Source organism: Brucella sp. MAB-22, assembly GCF_025908475.1.
GTDB lineage: Bacteria > Pseudomonadota > Alphaproteobacteria > Rhizobiales > Rhizobiaceae > Brucella > Brucella anthropi.
Window position 1 is genome coordinate 126,188 of the sequence record NZ_CP109782.1, and the last position, 19,226, is coordinate 145,413.

Consider the following 19,226-nt stretch of genomic DNA (forward strand, 5'->3'; position numbering starts at 1 on the left):
GGCTTTTCTCTATCGACGGGCGTGGTGGGGCCGCGCTGAAATTTTCTGACACGTTACCTGCGGTAGTATTATTTTTATTTTCAATATGTTAGGGTTGCAGGAAACGGGGTGTTCCATAACGCAACATTAATGGGCGGAAAGAATTGTGCGTTGCGATTCAAACGGTTTGAATATCAGCACATTGCGCCGTCGCATTTTGGCCAAATGCGGTCGACATTCAGGGAACCGATCACGGATACTGCCGTTTCCCTGAAATGAAAATTCGGAATAATGTCAGTATCCACCCGCCGCAGATAACTCATTTCCTTCGGAAAGGCTGTTAAGGCAGATGCCGGAATTGTCTTCTTCGCTCTCCAATTCAACCTCTACCGAGAATAAATCGCCGATGCAGAAACCTTCGATGGAACCCAAATCCAGCGAGCCCGATGCATCGGGCCGGATTCCGCCCGAACAACCATCCCCCATCCGGGCCTTGTATAAAACCGAGGAAGAGCTTGGCGCGCTTGCCGCTGCCGTGGCGCGGGGCGAAGACATTCCGCTGCCGGGCTATATCGCCTTCCCGTTCGATCAGCGCCTTTCCGAAAACGGCAAGCTGATCCTGCATGCCTATCGCGCCTCCGATGCCGCATCGCGTGCGGGCGAGACCATCACGCCAGCCGCGCAATGGCTGCTCGACAATCATTACCAGATCGACAAGAACGTGCAGCAGGCCCGCCGCGACCTGCCACGCCGCTTCATCCGTCAGCTGCCGCTCTACAAGGCGCCGGTTGAGAAATATGAAGGCATGCCGCGCATTTTCGCGCTGGCCTGGCTTTATGTCGCCCATACGGACAGCAATTTCTCACTGAAGACGCTGACGGCCATCGTCAAGGGTTTCCAGACCGTGGAGCCCCTGAAGATCGGTGAGTTGTGGGCGCTGCCTTCTGCGGTGCGCTATTTCCTGATCGAGAATGCACGCCGTCTGGCGCTGCGCGTCGATCGCGCGCGCATCATGCGCAATCTCGCCAATACGGCCGCCGACCGCATCGTGGTTGCCACCGACGGTGCCGAACTGGATTCGGTTCTGGCGCAATATGCCGATGCCGCCCGCGACAGCACTTTCGCGACCCACCTTCTTTATCGCTTGCGTTCCTCATCGACCGACACCACGGCTGCTGCCAGCTGGCTGGAACGGATTCTGGAGCAGGAAGGCAGCAATCCGGAAGACGCCATCGTTGAGGAACATGCCCGCCAGTCTACCGGCGGCGTCACGATGGGCAATGTCATCCGCAGCCTGAAATCCATCGATGACGTGGACTGGGAGACCTGGTTCGAAACCGTCAACGAGGTTGATGCGATCCTGCGTGACCACAGCGATTTCGAACTTCTGGATTTCCGTTCCCGCAATGCCTATCGCGTGACCATCGAAAAGCTCGCCCGCTATTCGGACATGAGCGAAATCGACATCACATGGGCTGCGCTGAAACTGGCCGAAGACGGACATCGTGCGGAAAAGGCCGGTCATCAGGAAGCCGAGGGCAAGGGCGCAATCGCCTATTACCTGTCCGGCGAAGGGCGCAAGGAGCTGGAAAAGGTCTGTGGCTACAAGGCGCCGTTCGGCGTCAAGGCGCTGCGCTTCTATCGTGGTCTCGGTCTTTGGGGGCTGTTCATCCCGACGGCGATCTTCACGATCCTGATCCTTCTGCTCGTCAATTACTGCATGATCCGCGCCGGTCTTTCGACTGATCTGCGCACGCTGTTCACGCTTCTGGCGATCTTCCCGGCAATGGACGCGTCCTATTCGCTGTTCAATGCGCTGGTGCCGTGGTTTGTCCAGCCGACGCGGCTCATCGGTTTCGAATATAAGGAAGGCTTGCCGGAGGAGGCGCGCACGCTGGTCGCGGTGCCGACCTTCATCACCTCGCGTGATTCCATCGACGAGCAGATTCGCAATCTGGAAGTTCATTATCTCACCAATCCGCGTGGTGAAATCTACTTTGCACTGGTCAGTGACTGGACCGATGCGAAGCAGGAAATCACCCCTGCGGATATGGAAATCTATGAATATGCGCGCGAGGAAATCGCCAAGCTCAACGAGCATTATACCGGCGACGACCAGCCACGCTTTTTCCTCATGCATCGCCGTCGCCTCTTCAATGAGAAGCAGAATTGCTGGATGGGCTGGGAGCGCAAGCGCGGCAAGCTGCACGAGCTGAACCTGCTGCTGCGCGGTGATCAGGATACGAGCTTTTTCCCGCCGGACGAACGTTTGCCGAAGGAAATCAAATATGTGATGACGCTGGACGCCGACACGCGTCTGACGCCGGAATCCGTCACGCATCTGGCCGGCAAGCTCAGCCATCCTCTGAACCGTCCGATCATCGACGAAAAGACCGGCAAGGTCGTGCGCGGTTACGGCATCCTCCAGCCGCGCGTCACGCCCTCGCTCACCACCGGTGACGAGGCATCGTTCCTGCAGCGCGTCTTCTCGGTCAATCGCGGTATCGACCCTTATGTCTTCGCCGTGTCCGACACCTATCAGGACCTGCTCGGTGAAGGTACCTTCACCGGCAAGGGACTTTACGACATCGATGCCTTCGAGGCAGCGCTGAAGGGCCGCGTGCCTGAGAACACGCTGCTCAGCCACGATCTTCTCGAAGGCGGCTATGCCCGCGCGGCTCTGGTCAGCGATGTCGAAGTGGTCGAGGATTATCCGACCGGCTACAATGTCGACGTATCGCGTCATCATCGCTGGGCGCGTGGCGACTGGCAGCTTCTCCCCTGGCTGTTTTCGACAAGCCGTGGCGTCAGCCACATCACGCGCTGGAAGATGGTCGACAACCTGCGCCGCTCGCTCAATCCGATCCTGTGGCTGATCGCAGCCGTCGTCGGCTGGAGCGTGCTGCCAATCGGGCCTGCTGCCGTCTGGCAGGGCTTCCTCATTCTCTCCATGTTCGTTGCGCCGACATTCGGCATTGTGACCAATCTCATTCCATCGAACATGGACTATTCGCTGAAAGGTCATGCGCAGTCGGTGCTGACTGACATCGCGCTCGGCACGGCCGATGTGGCGCTGCGCACCACCTTCATCGCCCATTCGGCGTTCCTGATGGCGGATGCGATTGTGCGTACCGTCTATCGCCTGTTCGTCTCGCATCGCAATCTTCTGGAATGGCGCACGGCTGCGCAGGCGAGAACCTCGCCCGATACGCTGCTGTTTTATTTCCAGCTGATGTGGCCGGCCATAGCCATTGCGGGTCTGGCGATCTTCATCCCGCTTGCTGCCCAAAGTCATGCGGCAATGATCGCGGCGCCGTTTGCCGTCATCTGGTTTGCCTCGCCGCTGATTGCATGGCTGGTCAGCCGTTCGGCAAAGCCGCAGGACACGCTGGAAGTGCTTTCTTCCGACAAGTCGGACCTGCGCCGCTATGCACGCCGGACCTGGCGTTATTTCGCCGAGTTCGCAAACGAGGAAAACCACCATCTGCCGCCGGACAACTTCCAGGAAGATCCGGCGCCGATTGTCGCGCAGCGCACGTCGCCGACCAATATCGGCGTCTATCTCCTGTCCGTCGTCGCCGCGCGCGATTTCGGCTGGATCGGCTTCGGTGAAACGCTGGACCGCGTTCAAGCCACTGTCGATACGCTTGAGAAGATGGAGAAGTATCAGGGCCATCTCTACAACTGGTACGAGACCAACACGCTGACGCCGATGCGCCCGCTTTATGTCTCTGCGGTGGATAGCGGCAACCTTGCCGGGCATCTGGTCACGCTGTCGTCGGCGCTGGAAGAATGGGCGGAAGCACCATCCGTCTACATGCAGGGCGATCTCGACGGTATCCTTGATGTCAACGACATCCTTGAAGAGACAATCGCGAAAATCCCGGATGATCGCCGGATTCTGCGTCCGCTGCGCCGCCGTCTGGAAGAGCGGATTGCCAATTTCCGCCGCGCCGTGATTTCCATCAAGGATGAGCCGGAAACGGCCTCCTTCCGCACCATCAACCTGTCGCTGTTTGCAACCGACATCGTTCGCCTGATGGACGAACTCGATGGCGAAATCGAAACCCCGGCAAGCGCTGAAGCCGTGGAATGGGCGCGCATTCTCGTCGATACCTGCAAGGCGCATACCGAGGATTCCATCGGCGAGCACGATACGGACGCGCTGCGTGAGCGTTTGCGCTATCTTGCTACCCGTTCGCGCCAGCTCGCATTCGATATGCAGTTCGGTTTCCTTGAACGGAAGGAACGCCGCCTTCTCTCCATCGGTTTCCGTGTGCAGGAAAACGAACTGGACGAAAGCTGCTACGATCTTCTGGCGTCCGAAGCGCGTCTGGCAAGCCTGTTCGCCATCGCCAAGGGCGACGTTCCGGTCGAACATTGGTTCAAGCTTGGCCGTCTTCTGGTGCCGGTGGGCTGGAAGGGCGCTCTGCTCTCCTGGTCCGGCTCGATGTTCGAATATCTGATGCCGCCGCTGGTCATGTCGGAGCCACTCGGTTCGCTTCTCGATCAGACCAACAAGCTCGTGGTGCAGCGCCAGATCGACTATGCGACCTCGCGCGGCCTGCCATGGGGTATTTCGGAAGCAGCGTTCAATGCGCGCGACGCGCATATGAACTACCAGTATTCCAACTTCGGCGTGCCCAATCTTGGTTTGCAGCGCGGCCTGTCGCGCAATGCGGTCATTGCGCCCTATGCGAGCCTGCTCGCCGCGCAGTATCAGCCTGCTGCCGCTGTCGCGAACCTGAAGCGCCTTGCCAAGCTTGGCGCGCTCGGACGCTATGGCTTCCACGATTCGGTGGACTTCACGCCGTCACGTGTTCGCGAAGGCGAACTCTGTGCTGTGGTGAAGAACTACTACGCCCATCACCATGGCATGGCGATCATCGCGGTCAACAACGTGATCTTTGAAGGCCGGATGCGCGAGCGTTTCCACTCCGATCCGGTGATCGAGGCTGCCGAACTGCTCCTGCAGGAAAAGGCGCCACGCGAAATCCCGATGATCTACGCCAAGACGGAAAATCCGATGCGCGTGGATTCCGGCGGCTTCGACGATGCGCCGATGCGGATTGTCGACAAGCCATTCAAGGCGCCGCGTACCACGCATATGATGTCGAACGGGCAATATGCTCTGATGGTGACGGCAAACGGCTCGGGCTACAGTCGTTGGCACAATTGGGACATTACCCGCTTCCACGCCGATGCGTCGGAAGACCTTCAGGGCACGTTCCTGTTCCTGCGCGACATGGAAAGCGGATACTGGTGGTCGGCAACCGGCGAACCGGTTCGCAACCCGGAAGAGGAAACCAAGACGGTCTTCACCGAAGACAAGGCGGAATTCTACAAGACCGCCGGTGACATCAAGACCGTCATGGAAGTGATCGTGTCGTCGGAATCGGACGGCGAAGGCCGCAGGCTCGACATCATCAACACGTCCGCCCGCGACCGCATGATCGAGGTCACCTCCTATGCGGAACTGGTGCTGACCGACAGCGACAGCGATGCCGCCCATCCGGCCTTTGCCAAGATGTTCGTAGAGACCGAAATCTCCGATAACGGTTCGACCATCTATGCCAAGCGCCGCAAGCGCGCGCCGTCCGATCCGGATATCCACGTCGCGCATTTCGTGACCGATCTTTCCGGCTCGATCCGCGAAACGGAAGTCGAAACTGACCGCCGTGCCTTTGTCGGTCGTGGCCGCAGCTTGCGCGATGCGGCTGCCTTCGATCAGGGTGCCAAGTTCAACGGCAGCCAGGGTTGCGTGCTCGACCCGATCGCTTCGGTGCGTACACGTGTCCGCGTTCCGGCGCATAAAAAGGTGAGCCTCGTTTTCTGGACCTTCGCAGGCGGCAGCCGCGATGCGGTAGAACACGCCGTGGCGCTGCATCGGCATCCAGAAACCTTCGCCCGCGAATATTCGCTGTCATGGACCAGCTCGCAGGTGCAGCTCTACCATATCGGCATCAAGCCTGCCGAAGCTGCCGATTATCAGAAGGTCGCTGCCTATCTGCTCTATCCGGAGCGGACCCTGCGCCAGCCACCGGAAACCATCGCCAGCGGCCTCGGCAAGCAGTCCGACCTTTGGCCAATGTCGATTTCCGGCGACTATCCGATCTTCGCGCTGCGCATCGACAACGAAGCTGATCTCGACGTGTTGCGCGGCGTGCTGCGCGCGCAGGAATACTGGCGCTCGAAGGGCCTAACCGTCGATGTCGTGGCGGTCAACGAGCGTGCCTTCTCCTATGCGCAGGACACGCAGCGCGCCATCGACTGGATCGTGGAAGGTTTCCGCGCCCGTGGCGGTGGCCAGCCGCACATCTTCGCGGTGCGCCGCGACCAGATGAGCGACGAAAGCTACAACACGCTGCTCGCCTCGGCGCGCATCGTCATGCATGCGCAGAACGGCTCGCTGGCCGAGCAGCTTCGTCGCAGCGAGGAAATCACCGTCGATCTGGCGGCGCGCGATGCCAAGACTTCCATTGGCGGTCAGGCTTCGGCTCAGATGTCCGCTCAGGGGCTGGGTGCTGCGGGGCTTGCGCCTGTCGCCATCGAACGCGGGACGGAAGAACGCCGTCCTGTGGTCAAGCCTGTAGTAAACCGTCCTGCGCCGTTCGGGGACGATCTTCGTTTCTGGAATGGTTATGGTGGCTTTGCCGAGGACGGCAGCTATGTGGTGCGCGTCAACAACCGCACCAACACGCCGCATCCGTGGATCAATGTGATCGCCAATCCGAATTTCGGGTTCCATGTCTCGGCGGAAGGTTCGGCCTTCACCTGGGCAGGCAACAGCCGCGATTATCAGCTCACCCCATGGGCGAACGATCCGGTCACGAACCGTCCGGGCGAGGCGATCTATATCCTCGACCGCGAAACGGGCCGCACCTTTGCGCCGACGGCAAGTGTGCTGCGCGATGAGGCCGTGACCTATGAAGCGCGTCATGGCCACGGCTATTCGAGCTTCGGGGCACAGCATGGCGAATTGGCACTCGACCTCACCCACATCGTGGATGCGGACAAGCCGGTGCGCCTGTCACGCCTGACCGTCACCAATAACGGGCGTTCCAAGCGCAAGCTGCGCGTCTATGGCTATGTGGAATGGGTGCTGGGCAATGCCCGCTCCAAGAACGTGCCTTTCATTGTACCTTCGCAGGACGAGGAATTGGGCGCACTCTTTGCAGGCAATCCGTATCATCCGGACAAGTCCGGGCAGATCGCTTTCTTTGCAGCAACCGAAAAGCCGCAATCCGTCACTGCCGACCGCAGCGAGTTCATCGGCACCACCGGTTCGGTGGACAAGCCGGAAGTCGTGCTGGCTGGCAAGGCGCTTTCGGGTACGGTCGAAGCAGGCCGCGATCCATGTGCGGCGCTCGCTCTTGATATCGAAGTGGGGCCGGGTGAAGCACGCGAGATCGTCTTCCTGCTCGGCAATGCCGCCGATCAGAGACAGGCGAAGGCGCTGATCGCCGAAACCCGCAAGGTGTCGTTCGGTGACAAGCTTGCTGCTGCCAGACAGCAGTGGGAAGGTCTGTTCGACCGCGTTCAGGTGAAGACGCCGGACCCGGCTTTCGACCTTCTGGTCAACGGCTGGCTGCCCTATCAGGCGATTGCCTGCCGTATATGGGCCCGCGCTGCCTTCTATCAGGCAAGTGGTGCGTTCGGCTTCCGTGATCAGTTGCAGGACACGCTGTCGCTGCTTCTGATCGATCCGACGCTTGCCCGCGCGCAGATACTCAATGCGGCATCGCGCCAGTTCCCGGAAGGCGATGTGCAGCATTGGTGGCTGCCAGCGACCGGGGCGGGCGTCCGCACGCTGATCTCGGACGATGTTGTCTGGCTCGGCTATGGCGCTTCGCTTTATGTCGAGACGACGGGCGACCGCTCGATCCTCGATGAAAAGCTGCCGTTCCTCGAAGGGCGCAAGCTGGAGGAGGGCGAACACGATGCCTTCTATCAGCCGGAAATCTCCGAGCAGACGGCAAGCCTCTATGAGCATTGCGCCCTGGCGCTCGACCTTGCTGTGGAGCGCACCGGCAAGCACGGCCTGCCGCTGATCCTTGGCGGCGACTGGAACGACGGCATGAATCTCGTCGGCGTGAAGGGAGAGGGCGAGAGCGTTTGGCTTGGCTGGTTCCTCGCCTATACGCTCGGTAAATTCATCCCGATTGCTGAAGCGCGCAAGGACAAGAAGCGCGTCGATATCTGGAAAGCACATCTGGAAAGCCTGACCGAAGCGCTCGACCGCGATGGTTGGGATGGCCAGTGGTATCGCCGTGGTTTCTACGACAACGGCGCACCGCTTGGCTCGAAGGACAGTGACGAATGCCAGATCGATGCCATCGCACAGTCGTGGAGCGTGTTGTCCGGCGTTGCCGATCCGAAACGTGCCGAACAGGCGATGGCTTCGCTCGAAAAGTACCTGCTGGATGACGAAGGCGAATTGCTGCGTCTCTTTACGCCGCCTTTCGACGTCACCATTCAGGAGCCGGGCTACATCAAGGGCTATCCGCCGGGCGTTCGTGAGAATGGCGGCCAGTACACCCATGGCGCGACCTGGGCCATCATGGCGCTCGCCCGCATGGGCAAGACGGCTGAAGCATGGCGTCTGTTCTCGCTCATCAGCCCGGTCAGCCATGGCCGCAACCCGGACATATACCGCGTCGAGCCTTATGTGATCGCAGCCGACATCTATTCCGTCGAGCCGCGTCGCGGGCAGGGTGGCTGGACCTGGTACACCGGTTCCGCCGGCTGGTTCTACCGCGTTGCGACGGAGGGTATCCTCGGCGTCACAAAACGCGGCGACCGCCTGCATCTCGACCCGGCCTTGCCACCGGAATGGGATGGCTATGAAGCCGAGCTCCGCTTCGGCGAAGCGCTCTACCGCGTGAAGGTCGTGGTAGGTGCCCCCAGTGCCAAGGACAAGGTGGTGAAGCTCAACGGTCGCAAGGTCGGCAAGCCGGAAGAGGGTGTGCCGATCAAGCCGGACGGAGAACACGAAATCGTCGTAGAGCTTCCCAAACAGAAGTGAACCGATTAAAAAGGCGGGTGAAAACCCGCCTTTTGCACGACTCGGCGAAGTAAAGCCGGATGTTTGTGCTATCGGAAACATGCTTTTTCTGGAGGCCGTCATGGCCAAGACTGATATTGCGCGCCGCGTCTACAATCACGCATGGAAGCTCGATCCCATCGTCCGCAGCCTTCTGGATACGGACTTCTACAAGCTTCTGATGCTGCAGATGATTTGGGGCCTTTACCCCAAGGTGGACGCAACCTTCTCGCTCATCAACCGCACGACCTCGGTACGCCTTGCCGATGAGATCGATGAGGGCGAATTGCGTGCGCAGCTCGACCATGCCCGCACGCTGCGCTTCTCCAAGAAGGAAATGATCTGGCTGGCGGGTAACAGTTTCTATGGCCGCAAGCAGATTTTCCAGCCCGAGTTCCTGAGCTGGCTGCACGATTTCCAGCTTCCGGAATATGATCTGCGCCGCAAGGACGGCCAGTACGAGCTGCATTTCCATGGACCGTGGTCGCACACGACCATGTGGGAAATTCCCGCACTTGCCATCATCAACGAGCTGCGTTCGCGCGCGGCGATGAAGAACCTCGGACCGTTTTCGCTCGACGTGCTTTATGCGCGCGCCAAGGCGAAGATGTGGAGCAAGGTTGAACGCCTGCGCCAGTTGCCGGGGCTGAAGATTTCCGACTTCGGCACGCGCCGCCGCCATTCCTTCCTGTGGCAGCGCTGGTGCGTCGAAGCGCTGAAGGAAGGCATCGGCGATGCCTTTACCGGCACCAGCAATGTGCTTCTGGCTATGGATACCGACGTGGAAGCGCTCGGCACCAATGCGCATGAATTGCCGATGGTGCTGGCAGCACTCGCCAAGAATGACGAGGAACTGCGCTCAGCCCCCTATCGCGTGCTGCAGGACTGGAACCGCTACTACGGCGGCAATCTTCTGATCGTTCTGCCCGATGCTTTCGGCACGGCTGCCTTCCTGCGCAATGCGCCGGACTGGGTTGCCGACTGGACCGGCTTCCGCCCCGACAGCGCCCCGCCCATCGAAGGCGGCGAGCGCATCATCGAATGGTGGAAGTCCCGCGGCAAGGATCCGCGCGAAAAGCTGCTGATTTTTTCCGACGCGCTTGATGTGGACACGATCGAGGAGACTTACCGTCATTTCGAAGGGCGTGTGCGCATGAGCTTCGGCTGGGGCACCAATCTCACCAATGATTTTGCAGGTTGCGCCCCGAAGGAAATCGAAGGGCTGAATGCCATCTCGCTGGTCTGCAAGGTGACGGATGCCAACGGCCATCCGGCGGTCAAGCTTTCCGACAATCCGCAAAAGGCGACCGGCGATCCCAAGGAAGTGGCGCGTTATCTCAAGTTCTTTGGAAATGAGGAGCGGGTGGAGCAGCTCGTCCGCGTGTGACGAGCTGCAACGAGCGATTAAAGCGCGTTTCGATCTGACTGGATCAGATCGGCGCCCTAATCTTTTGTTTTGACGCACATCTTATCCGAAAACCGTTTCACACTTTTCGGGATGCGCTCTATTCCATCAACCGTGCGGTGCCGGAAACGCGGATAGAGCCGCCGCGCTCATTGCCGATCAGGGCGCGCAGATGTGACGGACTGCCCATATCCTCGCCCTGAAAGACTTCGATCTCGCCGCCATGCGGCCAGCCGCTATCACGCAGATAGGCGGCAAAGGCCGCCGTGGCCGCGCCAGTCGCCGGGTCTTCATAAACTCCGCCGGAGGCAAACGGGTTGCGGCTGTGGAAGCGCTTCGGCGTCTCGGAATAGATGAGCAGGATCGTCGTCCAGCCTTGCCGCTTCATCAGGATGCGCCCGCGCGCCATGTCGTAATGCATCGAAGCCAGCTTTTCGCGTGAACGAAGCGGAAGCACGATATGATCCGCCCCGGCATGGATCAGGGCGGGTGCCAGACCGGGTGCCAGATCATCCTGTTCGAAACTGAACAGTGCCAGCGCCTGTTCCACTTCCGCATCATTGGCGGCACGCTGGCGCGTCGGCGGCGATTGCAGGCTGGCCGCAAACAGCTCGCCTTCCTTGCGGCCTTCGACGCTGATATCGCCATTGTTGAGCTTGAGTGCGAAACGTCCATCGCCCATGCGCATGGCCAACGCGGCGCCGAGAGCAATGGTAGCGTGACCGCAGAACGGCACTTCCATTTCCGGTGCAAAATAGCGAACGCGCCAGCTATCGTCCTCCGGTGCAGCAAAGGCGGTTTCGGAAAAGCCCACATCCTTTGCAATTTTCTGCATATCTTGCGGGGAGGGGAGGCGATCGGCGATCAACACTCCAGCGGGATTGCCGCCCTGATTGCCTTGCGAAAAGGCAGCAATGCGCAACACGTCCATGGTTTCTCCTCGCCAGTCTGATTCGTGTCCCGCCCACCCCTATAAAAGGCGTGAAATGTGGCTGGTCAAGCAGTCTGTCGGCTAGCGGAAACTATCAACAGCATAGGTCGTTCCATCTCCTCCGACAGTGCTGGCCATGCCGCGATCTGCTCTGGCGATGGATGCCATTCCTCCAGCCGGTTGATGGCAAATCCGGCCTCAATCAGCGCATTGACGGAGGTGCTGAGGCGGCGGTGATATTTAATGACACCCTCTGCCAGCCAATCGGTTCGCCTTTCACCTTCCACTGCATAATGATCGACCGGCCAGCGCTTCTGGCCGTTGCCTTCCTCGATCCAGCTAGGCGTAAGCGGTGCCATGAAGATCGGATGTTCAATCGTGAAAACAAAGCGACCTTCTGGCCGCAAAGCTGCATGGATCGCTTTCAAAAGACGCGGGAAGTCGCGGATATAGTGAAAGGCCAAAGAACTGTAGACGAGATCGAAGCTTGCTTCTGGAAGTTCCAGCCCTTCCATGTCGGCCTGAATGTAGCGAACGGCGTCATCCTGTGTGTCGCGGCGTGCGCGTTCGAGCATGTTCTCCGAAAGATCGTAGCCGGTGAGGGATGCAGCACCCTGTTCGCGGGCAAAGCGGCAAAACCAGCCGAAGCCGCAGCCGAGATCGGCAACGTCACGGCCGGTCAGATCAGGCAAAAGCGAACGGACAAGTGGCCATTCAGGCGCGCCTTCCAGCCCATGCACGGAACGTGGCAACTGGCTGTAAGCGGCGAAGAAGTCGTCGCGATCATAAATATTCTGGGCCATGGTCTATCGTTCGGTCAGTGCGAGTTTTGCCCCGAGCGCGACGAAGGCGGCAGCAAAGCTGCGGCGCATCCATGCAAGCACAGCGGGGCGCGAGATGATCTGGTTACGGACGGCGGCTGCGAACACACCGTAGAACGCAAACACCACGAATGTCATCGCCATGAAGACGAGAGACAGTTCCACCATGCGGGCAACCGTCCCGCCCTGCTGCGTATTTACGAATTGCGGCAGGAAGGCAAAGAAGAATATCGACAGTTTGGGGTTCAGCAGATTGACCAGAATTGCCGACCAGATGACCTCACGGTCCGAACGCGGTGCGTCGTTGGTTTCGATCTTCAGTGTGCCATGCTCCTTGAGCGTCATCCACGCCATATAGAGCAGATAGGCAACGCCTGCATATTTGATGACCTCGAAAGCAAGTGCGCTGGTATGGAGCAGAGCTGCCAGCCCTGTCACGGCAGCCAGCATATGCGGCACGATGCCGAGCGTGCAGCCGAGCGCGGCAATGACCGAGGCCCGTGCGCCACGGGACAGCCCTGCCGCAAGCGTTACCAGCACGCCAGTGCCGGGGGAGGCGACAATGATGAAGGATGTCAGCAGAAATTCGATGCTCATGATGTTCTGGACTCCTGTTCGGACCTTGTCGGAAAAGGTCGACGCAGGCCGGACGCATCATGTCACGGCTTTGCCTTGCGTCAATCCTTCATCTCATGCGCCCATGGCGGGTTTGCACCTGCACGCGAGACGGTGACGGCAGCAGCCCGGACCCCGAGCGCGACAGCGGAATGAATCTGGTCTTCAGTCAGTTCGGCAAGCGCGTCCTTGTCGAGAAGGCCCTGATTGTGAAGGCTGGCGAGAATGCCCGCATTGACCGTGTCGCCGGCGCCAACGGTGTCAATCACGTCCACTTTCACACCCGGCACGCGCACGGTTGCCTTGGTCGTATAGGCGTCAGCGCCATGCGCGCCCTTGGTAATGACCACCAGTTTCGGTCCGAGCTTCAGCCATTCGGCTGCGATTTCGTCGTGGCTGCCCTTTTCGCCAAACCAGGCGAGATCTTCGTCTGAAAGTTTCACGATATCGGCGAGCGCGATCATGCGCTTCATGCGCGCCAGATGTTTTTCGCGGTCGGTGATGAAGCCAGCACGGATATTCGGGTCGAGGAACATGACCCGCCTTGGTGCCTCACGCGTCATCAGCGCTTCATAGACGCTGCCGCACGGTTCGGAAATCAGGCTGATGCAGCCGAACAGCATGGCGTCGATGGCATCATCGACATAGGGCATGTCGCTCTCGGCCAGCATGCGGCCAGCAGTATTTTCATCATAGAAGGCGTAACGCGCCTGCCCATCGACCAGACGCACGAAAGCCAGTGTCGTTGGGCGGTCCGAGATTGCGGCAAAAGAATAATCGACATTGGATCGCGCCAGATTATCGCGCAGCACCTCGCCGAAAAAATCGGAGGAAATGCCTGAAAAGAAACCGGTTGGGACCTCAAGGCGTCCAAGTGCGATGGCCGTGTTGAAGACGGAGCCACCTGCGAAAGGCTGGAACGCGGTTTCCCCCGTTGCGGTTTCGCGTGGCAGCATGTCGATCAGGGATTCACCGCAGCAAAGGATCATGAAGGCACAACTCAGTTGTTAAATCGATTGAAACAGACATAACCACAAAAGCGCGAAGAATTTCAATCTCCGCGCTTTGTTAAGATGTCAGACGTGCTGGCCGCCATTGATATGAATTTCCGAACCCGTCACATAGGATGAGGCCTCGGAGCAGAGGAAGTAGATGGTTTCCGCCACTTCCGATGTCTTGCCGAGGCGGCGCATCGGAAGCTGTTCCACCAGCTTGTCGGTTCCCGGTGAAAGGATCGCCGTATCGATTTCTCCCGGTGCAATGGCATTGACGCGGATACCGTAAGGGCCGAAGTCGGAGGCCATTTCGCGGGTCAGGGCAGCAAGTGCGGCCTTCGATGTAGCATAGGCGGTTCCGGCAAAGGGGTGCACGCGGCTCCCCGCGATCGAGGTCACATTGACCACCGAGCCATGTGCAGCCTCGAGTTCCTTGAACAGGCCACGTGCCAGCATGATCGAGGCAAGGAAGTTGACCTGAAATACATCGCGCCAGACCGCCATGGGCGTTTCGATGGAATTCATGCGGCGTCCGCCCTCCGCCTTCGGCGAAATGCCTGCATTGTTGACCAGTGCATGAAGCTTGCTACCATCGGCTTCGAGACGGCGGCGGATCTCGGCGATTGCCTTGCCGACGTCTTCCTGATCGGCGAGGTCGACCTTGATGTGATCTTCCGGACCGGCAGGCCAGGGGCAATTGTCGGAAAAATCCTGTCGCGAGCAGGTGATGACGCGCCACCCGGCCCGCGAAAAACGTTTTACGGTCGCGTGGCCGATGCCGCGGCTGGCGCCGGTCAGGACCAGCGTTTTACGTTCGGCATCCGCCTTGGGAGCATCGGAACCGGCAACGTCTGATTTGGTAACTTGGGACATAGAAACCTCGCTCTCCAATCTTGAATAGACCAAGCCGCTCAAGATTTCGAGGGGAATTAAAGCGCATCACGAAAAGTGTGAAACGGTTTTCGTGATGCACTCTAACGAAATTAGTAAAAGGGCCGAGCTGATTCAATCAGATCGAAAAGCGCTTCAACAAGCTTGCATTGAAGCTGCTTCACTTGGGCGCGAGTAAAGGCCGCCACCGGCGGCCCTTACTGATGTTACTGTGAATTACCCATGATGATATCGAGCAATGTCGTGGATTTTCCTGACTGTGGCTGCTGCCCGGCACCCACATCGCCGGGCGGCATCGGGCGGTAGTTTTCATTGGCATTGGCAGGATATGTCGCGGCACCGGGCTGTTCGGTGAGCGGGCGTCCCGTCTGGCCCGACTGCTGGATACCGCTGCGAACCGGGGAATCCGGCGCAGGTGGCCAGTAACCATCGTCGCCAGTGCTCGCCATTGGCTGATTGCCATAGGAATCCTGCGGCATCATGCCGGGATCGTACGGCGCATTCGGGTCGATGCCATCGCTGCCGCCGGGGACAACGTTCTGGATATCGTAATGTCCGGGAAGCTCGGCGATAGGCACACCCTTATGCGCTTCCTTCATGAAGTTTTTCCAGGCTGCCACGGGAAGGGTCGAACCGAACACGCGCTTCATGCCCTTGCCATCGTCATTGCCGAACCACACGCCGGTCGTGAGATTAGCCGTATAGCCGATAAACCATGCATCGCGGAAATTCTGGCTGGTACCGGTTTTGCCAGCGGCAGGCCACCCGAAAGCGGCGCGCTTTGCCGTTCCGTCCTCGACGGTTCGCCGCAGCATTGCATTCATCATGCCGACATTGCGCTCATCGATGACACGCGGACCGACGCCGTCCTCTTTCTGGTAAAGCACCTTACCGTCCGAATCCGTCACCTTGGTGATGAAATAGACAGGTGCGCGATAGCCGCCATTGGCAAAAGGCACATAGGCATCGGTCAGTTCCAACAGGGTCACTTCCGACGTGCCGAGTGCCAGCGAGGCATTGGCTTCGAGTTTGGACTGAACGCCGAGCCGATGGGCCGTGTCGATCACGGTCTGTGGGCCGACTTCCATCACGAGCTGCGCGGCAACGGAATTCAGTGAATGAGAAAGGGCGGTAGCCAGCGTCACCTGTCCCATATATTTGCCGTTATCGTTGCTCGGCGTCCATTTGCCGATACGAACCGGAGCATCGTTGCGTACCGAGTCCGGTGTCCGCCCCTGTTCGAGCGCCGTCAGATAGACGAAGGGCTTGAAGGATGATGCAGGTTGGCGGTGAGCATCGGTGACACGGTCGAACTGGCTTGTGGCGTAATCGACCCCGCCGACCATGGCGCGCACTGCGCCGGTACTGTCGATGGAAACGAGCGCGCTCTGGCTGGCATTCATCTTTTTCCCGTTTTGGGAAATCTGGTCCTTGATCGCCTCTTCGCCTGCGCGCTGCAGGTTCAGATCAATGGTGGTCTGGACGGTGATGTCTTCCTTTGCTTCACCGATCAGCTCGGGTAGTTCCGCCACAACCTTGTCGGCAACATAGTTTTCCGAGCCCTGCCAGTAGGATGGAGCGCGCGTCATCGGTTCGCTTTCGGCGATGGCCATCTGGCTGTCGTCGATCATGCCTTCCTCGCGCATGGCGCCCAGCACCAGCTTGGCACGTGCAGCGGCGGCTTCCGGATCGCGGGCAGGCGACAGGCGCGACGGTGCCTTCAGAAGACCGGCAAGGGTTGCCGCTTCCATCAGGTTCACATCCTTGGCGGGCTTGCTGAAATAACGCCGGGAGGCTGCATCAACACCGAAAGCGCCGGAACCGAGATAAACCCGGTTCAGATACATCTCAAGAATCTGGTCCTTGGTGTATTTGTGCTCAAGCCAGAGCGCGAGCATGACTTCCTGCACCTTGCGCTCAAGTGTGCGGTCGGGAGAAAGAAAGAGGTTCTTGGCAAGCTGCTGGGTCAGCGTTGATCCGCCCTGAACAGCGCGGCCTGAAACAACATTGGTTACTACTGCGCGGGCAAGGCCGATGGGGTCAATGCCGAAATGCGAATAGAAGCGGCGATCCTCGATAGCGATGACGGCCTTCGGGATAAAGGGCGACATTTCATGTAAGCCCACGGCCTCGCCGCCGGTAGTCCCGCGATTGGCGATCAGGTTTCCGTTGACGTCAACGATACGCACATTCGGTGGACGATCAGGAATGGCCCAATCCGTCGTCGGCGGCATCTTGGCGGCGAAATAGACCAGCATGCCTGCAAAGGCGATACCGCCCCAGAGGCCGAGCACGAGGCACCAGTAGATCGAGCGGCGCAGAAAGCCGAAAAAGCCATGCGGCTTCTTCTTGCCACGTCGTGAAGCGCGTGGTTCCGGTTCTTCTGATTGCCTGCGTCGGCGCTGCTGTGAGCGTGCCATGCGATCCTCCTCGTCGACGCGAAAAACCTCGTCATCTTTTTTCTCTTCGCCACCGAAGGAAGGTTCGATGCGCCGGTTTTTATCGTCACGCGATGTCATGTCAGCCTGGATCCGCCCACCCGTTTGCCGGTCCAATCGTGATGTGGACCGGTCATTCTGAATAATGTCTGCGTGCTTTACGGGATTTTGTGCCGCAAAAGCAAATAAGGGCCTAATCCGGTGCAGGGTAAATGCGGCAGTTTAAAGGGACGTAAATCGTTCACACACAAAAAAGGCTCCGCGGGGGCGGAGCCTTTTCTCAGTTATAAGCCCGATTATGTGCTTAGAATTTGTAAGCAACACCGAGGCGGATATCGTTGGTCTTGAACGAGCCGCGTGTTGCGGTGTTGCCAAGGTCGAAATCCTTGTTGCCGAAATCGGTATAGCGATATTCGAGGCGCAGAAGGACATTGTCGGTCGCAGCGTAGTCAACGCCGGTACCAACAGTCCAGCCGGTCAGGGTCTTGTCGTTGTTATAGTCGCTGCCGCCGACATTGAGCGAGTTCTTCACGCCGCCGAAAGCAACGCCACCGGCGATGTAGGGCATGAAGCGGTCAACGGCATAACCAGCGCGTGCGCGAACAGCGCCCGACCACTGCAGCTTCGTTTCAGCTGAAGTCTGAACAGCGTTGCTGTTCGAAATATAGTCGTGCGACTTCTTCAGGTCGTTGTAGTCGAAGTTGCCGTCAACGCCGAGAATGACATTGTTGCCCATGTCGAAGTTATAGCCAGCATAGACGCCACCGATGAAGCCGTTCGGCTTGAACTCGTTGGACTGATCCGTGGACTTGTCGTCAAGCTTGGCGCGGCCCCAGCCCCAGCCAATCTCACCACCGATATAAGCGCCGCCCCATGAGAAGGCGGGAGCTGCCATTGGGGCAGGTTCCTGCGAAACGATTGCGTCGGCTGCATAAGCACCGGTGCTGGCGACGACTGCGAGCAGGGAAGCGCCAAGTAGAATTCTGAACTTCATCGAAAACTCCTATAAAATATGTTCGATATGGATTTTTAGATAGTATTTCTATGTCATGATGTATGTAGCATTATGGCAACATAAATATAGTTTAGAAATAACTTAATATACAATTTGTTATTATTCAATTTTTGCTTTACTAAAAAGCAAACTCCGAATGTTTTTCGTTCTATGTATTTTAGTTATCAATAAAATTTATCCAAATAAATTCAGGCCTATGCCAACGAAAAAAAGGCCCCGCGATGCGGAGCCTTTTCAGATATGTATTCAACCAGAATTAGAACTTGTATGCGACGCCGAGGCGAACTTCGTTGGTCTTGAAGTCCTGATTGACATTCAGGCCGCCAAACTCAATGTCCTTATCGCCATAGTCGGTGTAGCGATATTCGAGGCGAACGATCAGGTTGTCGGTTGCGGCATAGTCAACGCCGGCGCCTGCAGTCCAGCCGGTAAGCGTCTTGCTTTCGGAGAAGCTGCCGATACCGTCAATGCTGCCGCTGTTTTTGATGTTGCCGAATGCAACACCGCCGGCGAGGTAGGGCATGAAGCGATCAACCGCATAACCGACACGTGCCCGAACGGCACCGGACCAGCGAAGCTTGGTTTCGAAATCGCCAACTGCGAGGTCACCGCTGTAGACATCGATGTCCTTGGAAACATCGTTGTAGGTCACATCGCCGTCGATACCGAGAACGATGCTGTTGCCGAGATCGAAGTTGTAACCGGCATAGATGCCGCCGAGGAAGCCATCCGGCTTGACGTTGCCAAAGCTATAGACGTCGCCGCTGAAATCGGACTTGCCCCAGCCGTAGCCGATCTGGCCACCGATGTAAGCACCGCTCCAGGTAAAGGTTGGTGCAACCACAACCGGAACTGGTTCCTGCTCGATGACAGCGTCGGCAGCCTTTGCGCCTGTAGCGGCCACAAGGGCAACAGTCGATGCAAGAAGAAGGGCCTTGAGCTTCATGATAAACCTCCTGAAGGAAAGTCTCAGAACCAATATTTGTCCCTAATATAAGCGATTGCTGTCAAAAGTCTGTAGCAAACGAGACACATCAAGGGGAATGTCGCCAGAGCGGTACACGTTAGCGTGAGCACCCTGTGAGGAGTCTTG

General features: G+C 58.6%; 10 protein-coding genes. 2 read left to right on the plus strand and 8 right to left on the minus strand.

Features of this window, described 5'->3' with window-relative positions; translation table 11 throughout:
• Positions 1 to 328 precede the first annotated feature (328 nt).
• Positions 329 to 9,004: a GH36-type glycosyl hydrolase domain-containing protein gene (locus tag OHI65_RS10185; RefSeq protein ID WP_125300526.1), complete on the plus strand. Its 8,676-nt coding sequence runs from the start codon at positions 329 to 331 to the stop codon at positions 9,002 to 9,004.
• Positions 9,005 to 9,104: 100 nt separating this feature from the next.
• Positions 9,105 to 10,409, plus strand: coding sequence for a nicotinate phosphoribosyltransferase (gene pncB / locus OHI65_RS10190; protein ID WP_125300527.1), 1,305 nt, complete (start codon positions 9,105 to 9,107; stop codon positions 10,407 to 10,409).
• A gap of 118 nt (positions 10,410 to 10,527) precedes the next feature.
• On the opposite strand, the gene OHI65_RS10195 is transcribed toward pncB, so the two are convergent.
• The 8 genes from OHI65_RS10195 to OHI65_RS10230 all read right to left on the minus strand — a co-directional run bounded on the left by OHI65_RS10195 (position 10,528) and on the right by OHI65_RS10230 (position 19,079).
• Entirely contained in the window at positions 10,528 to 11,358 is an 831-nt protein-coding gene (locus OHI65_RS10195) for a PhzF family phenazine biosynthesis protein (RefSeq protein WP_125300528.1), read from the minus strand.
• A gap of 65 nt (positions 11,359 to 11,423) precedes the next feature.
• A complete protein-coding gene (locus OHI65_RS10200) occupies positions 11,424 to 12,161 on the minus strand; it encodes a class I SAM-dependent methyltransferase (protein ID WP_125300529.1) in 738 nt (245 codons plus the stop codon).
• A gap of 3 nt (positions 12,162 to 12,164) precedes the next feature.
• A complete protein-coding gene (locus OHI65_RS10205; RefSeq protein ID WP_010657964.1) occupies positions 12,165 to 12,776 on the minus strand; it encodes a LysE family translocator in 612 nt (203 codons plus the stop codon).
• Between the two features lie 80 nt (positions 12,777 to 12,856).
• Positions 12,857 to 13,783 carry a carbohydrate kinase family protein gene (locus OHI65_RS10210; protein ID WP_125300530.1) on the minus strand — a complete coding sequence of 309 codons (927 nt, stop codon included), beginning with the start codon at positions 13,781 to 13,783 and terminating at the stop codon, positions 12,857 to 12,859.
• An 87-nt stretch (positions 13,784 to 13,870) separates the two neighbouring features.
• The gene (locus tag OHI65_RS10215; RefSeq protein ID WP_125300531.1) at positions 13,871 to 14,662 is read right to left on the minus strand and encodes an SDR family NAD(P)-dependent oxidoreductase; all 792 of its coding nucleotides are present in this window, start codon (positions 14,660 to 14,662) and stop codon (positions 13,871 to 13,873) included.
• Positions 14,663 to 14,886: 224 nt separating this feature from the next.
• Entirely contained in the window at positions 14,887 to 17,199 is a 2,313-nt protein-coding gene (locus OHI65_RS10220; RefSeq protein ID WP_125300532.1) for a transglycosylase domain-containing protein, read from the minus strand.
• Between the two features lie 223 nt (positions 17,200 to 17,422).
• Positions 17,423 to 18,112 carry an outer membrane protein gene (locus OHI65_RS10225; protein ID WP_011982346.1) on the minus strand — a complete coding sequence of 230 codons (690 nt, stop codon included), beginning with the start codon at positions 18,110 to 18,112 and terminating at the stop codon, positions 17,423 to 17,425.
• A 277-nt stretch (positions 18,113 to 18,389) separates the two neighbouring features.
• Entirely contained in the window at positions 18,390 to 19,079 is a 690-nt protein-coding gene (locus tag OHI65_RS10230; protein WP_010657969.1) for an outer membrane protein, read from the minus strand.
• Between the last annotated feature and the right edge of the window lie 147 nt (positions 19,080 to 19,226).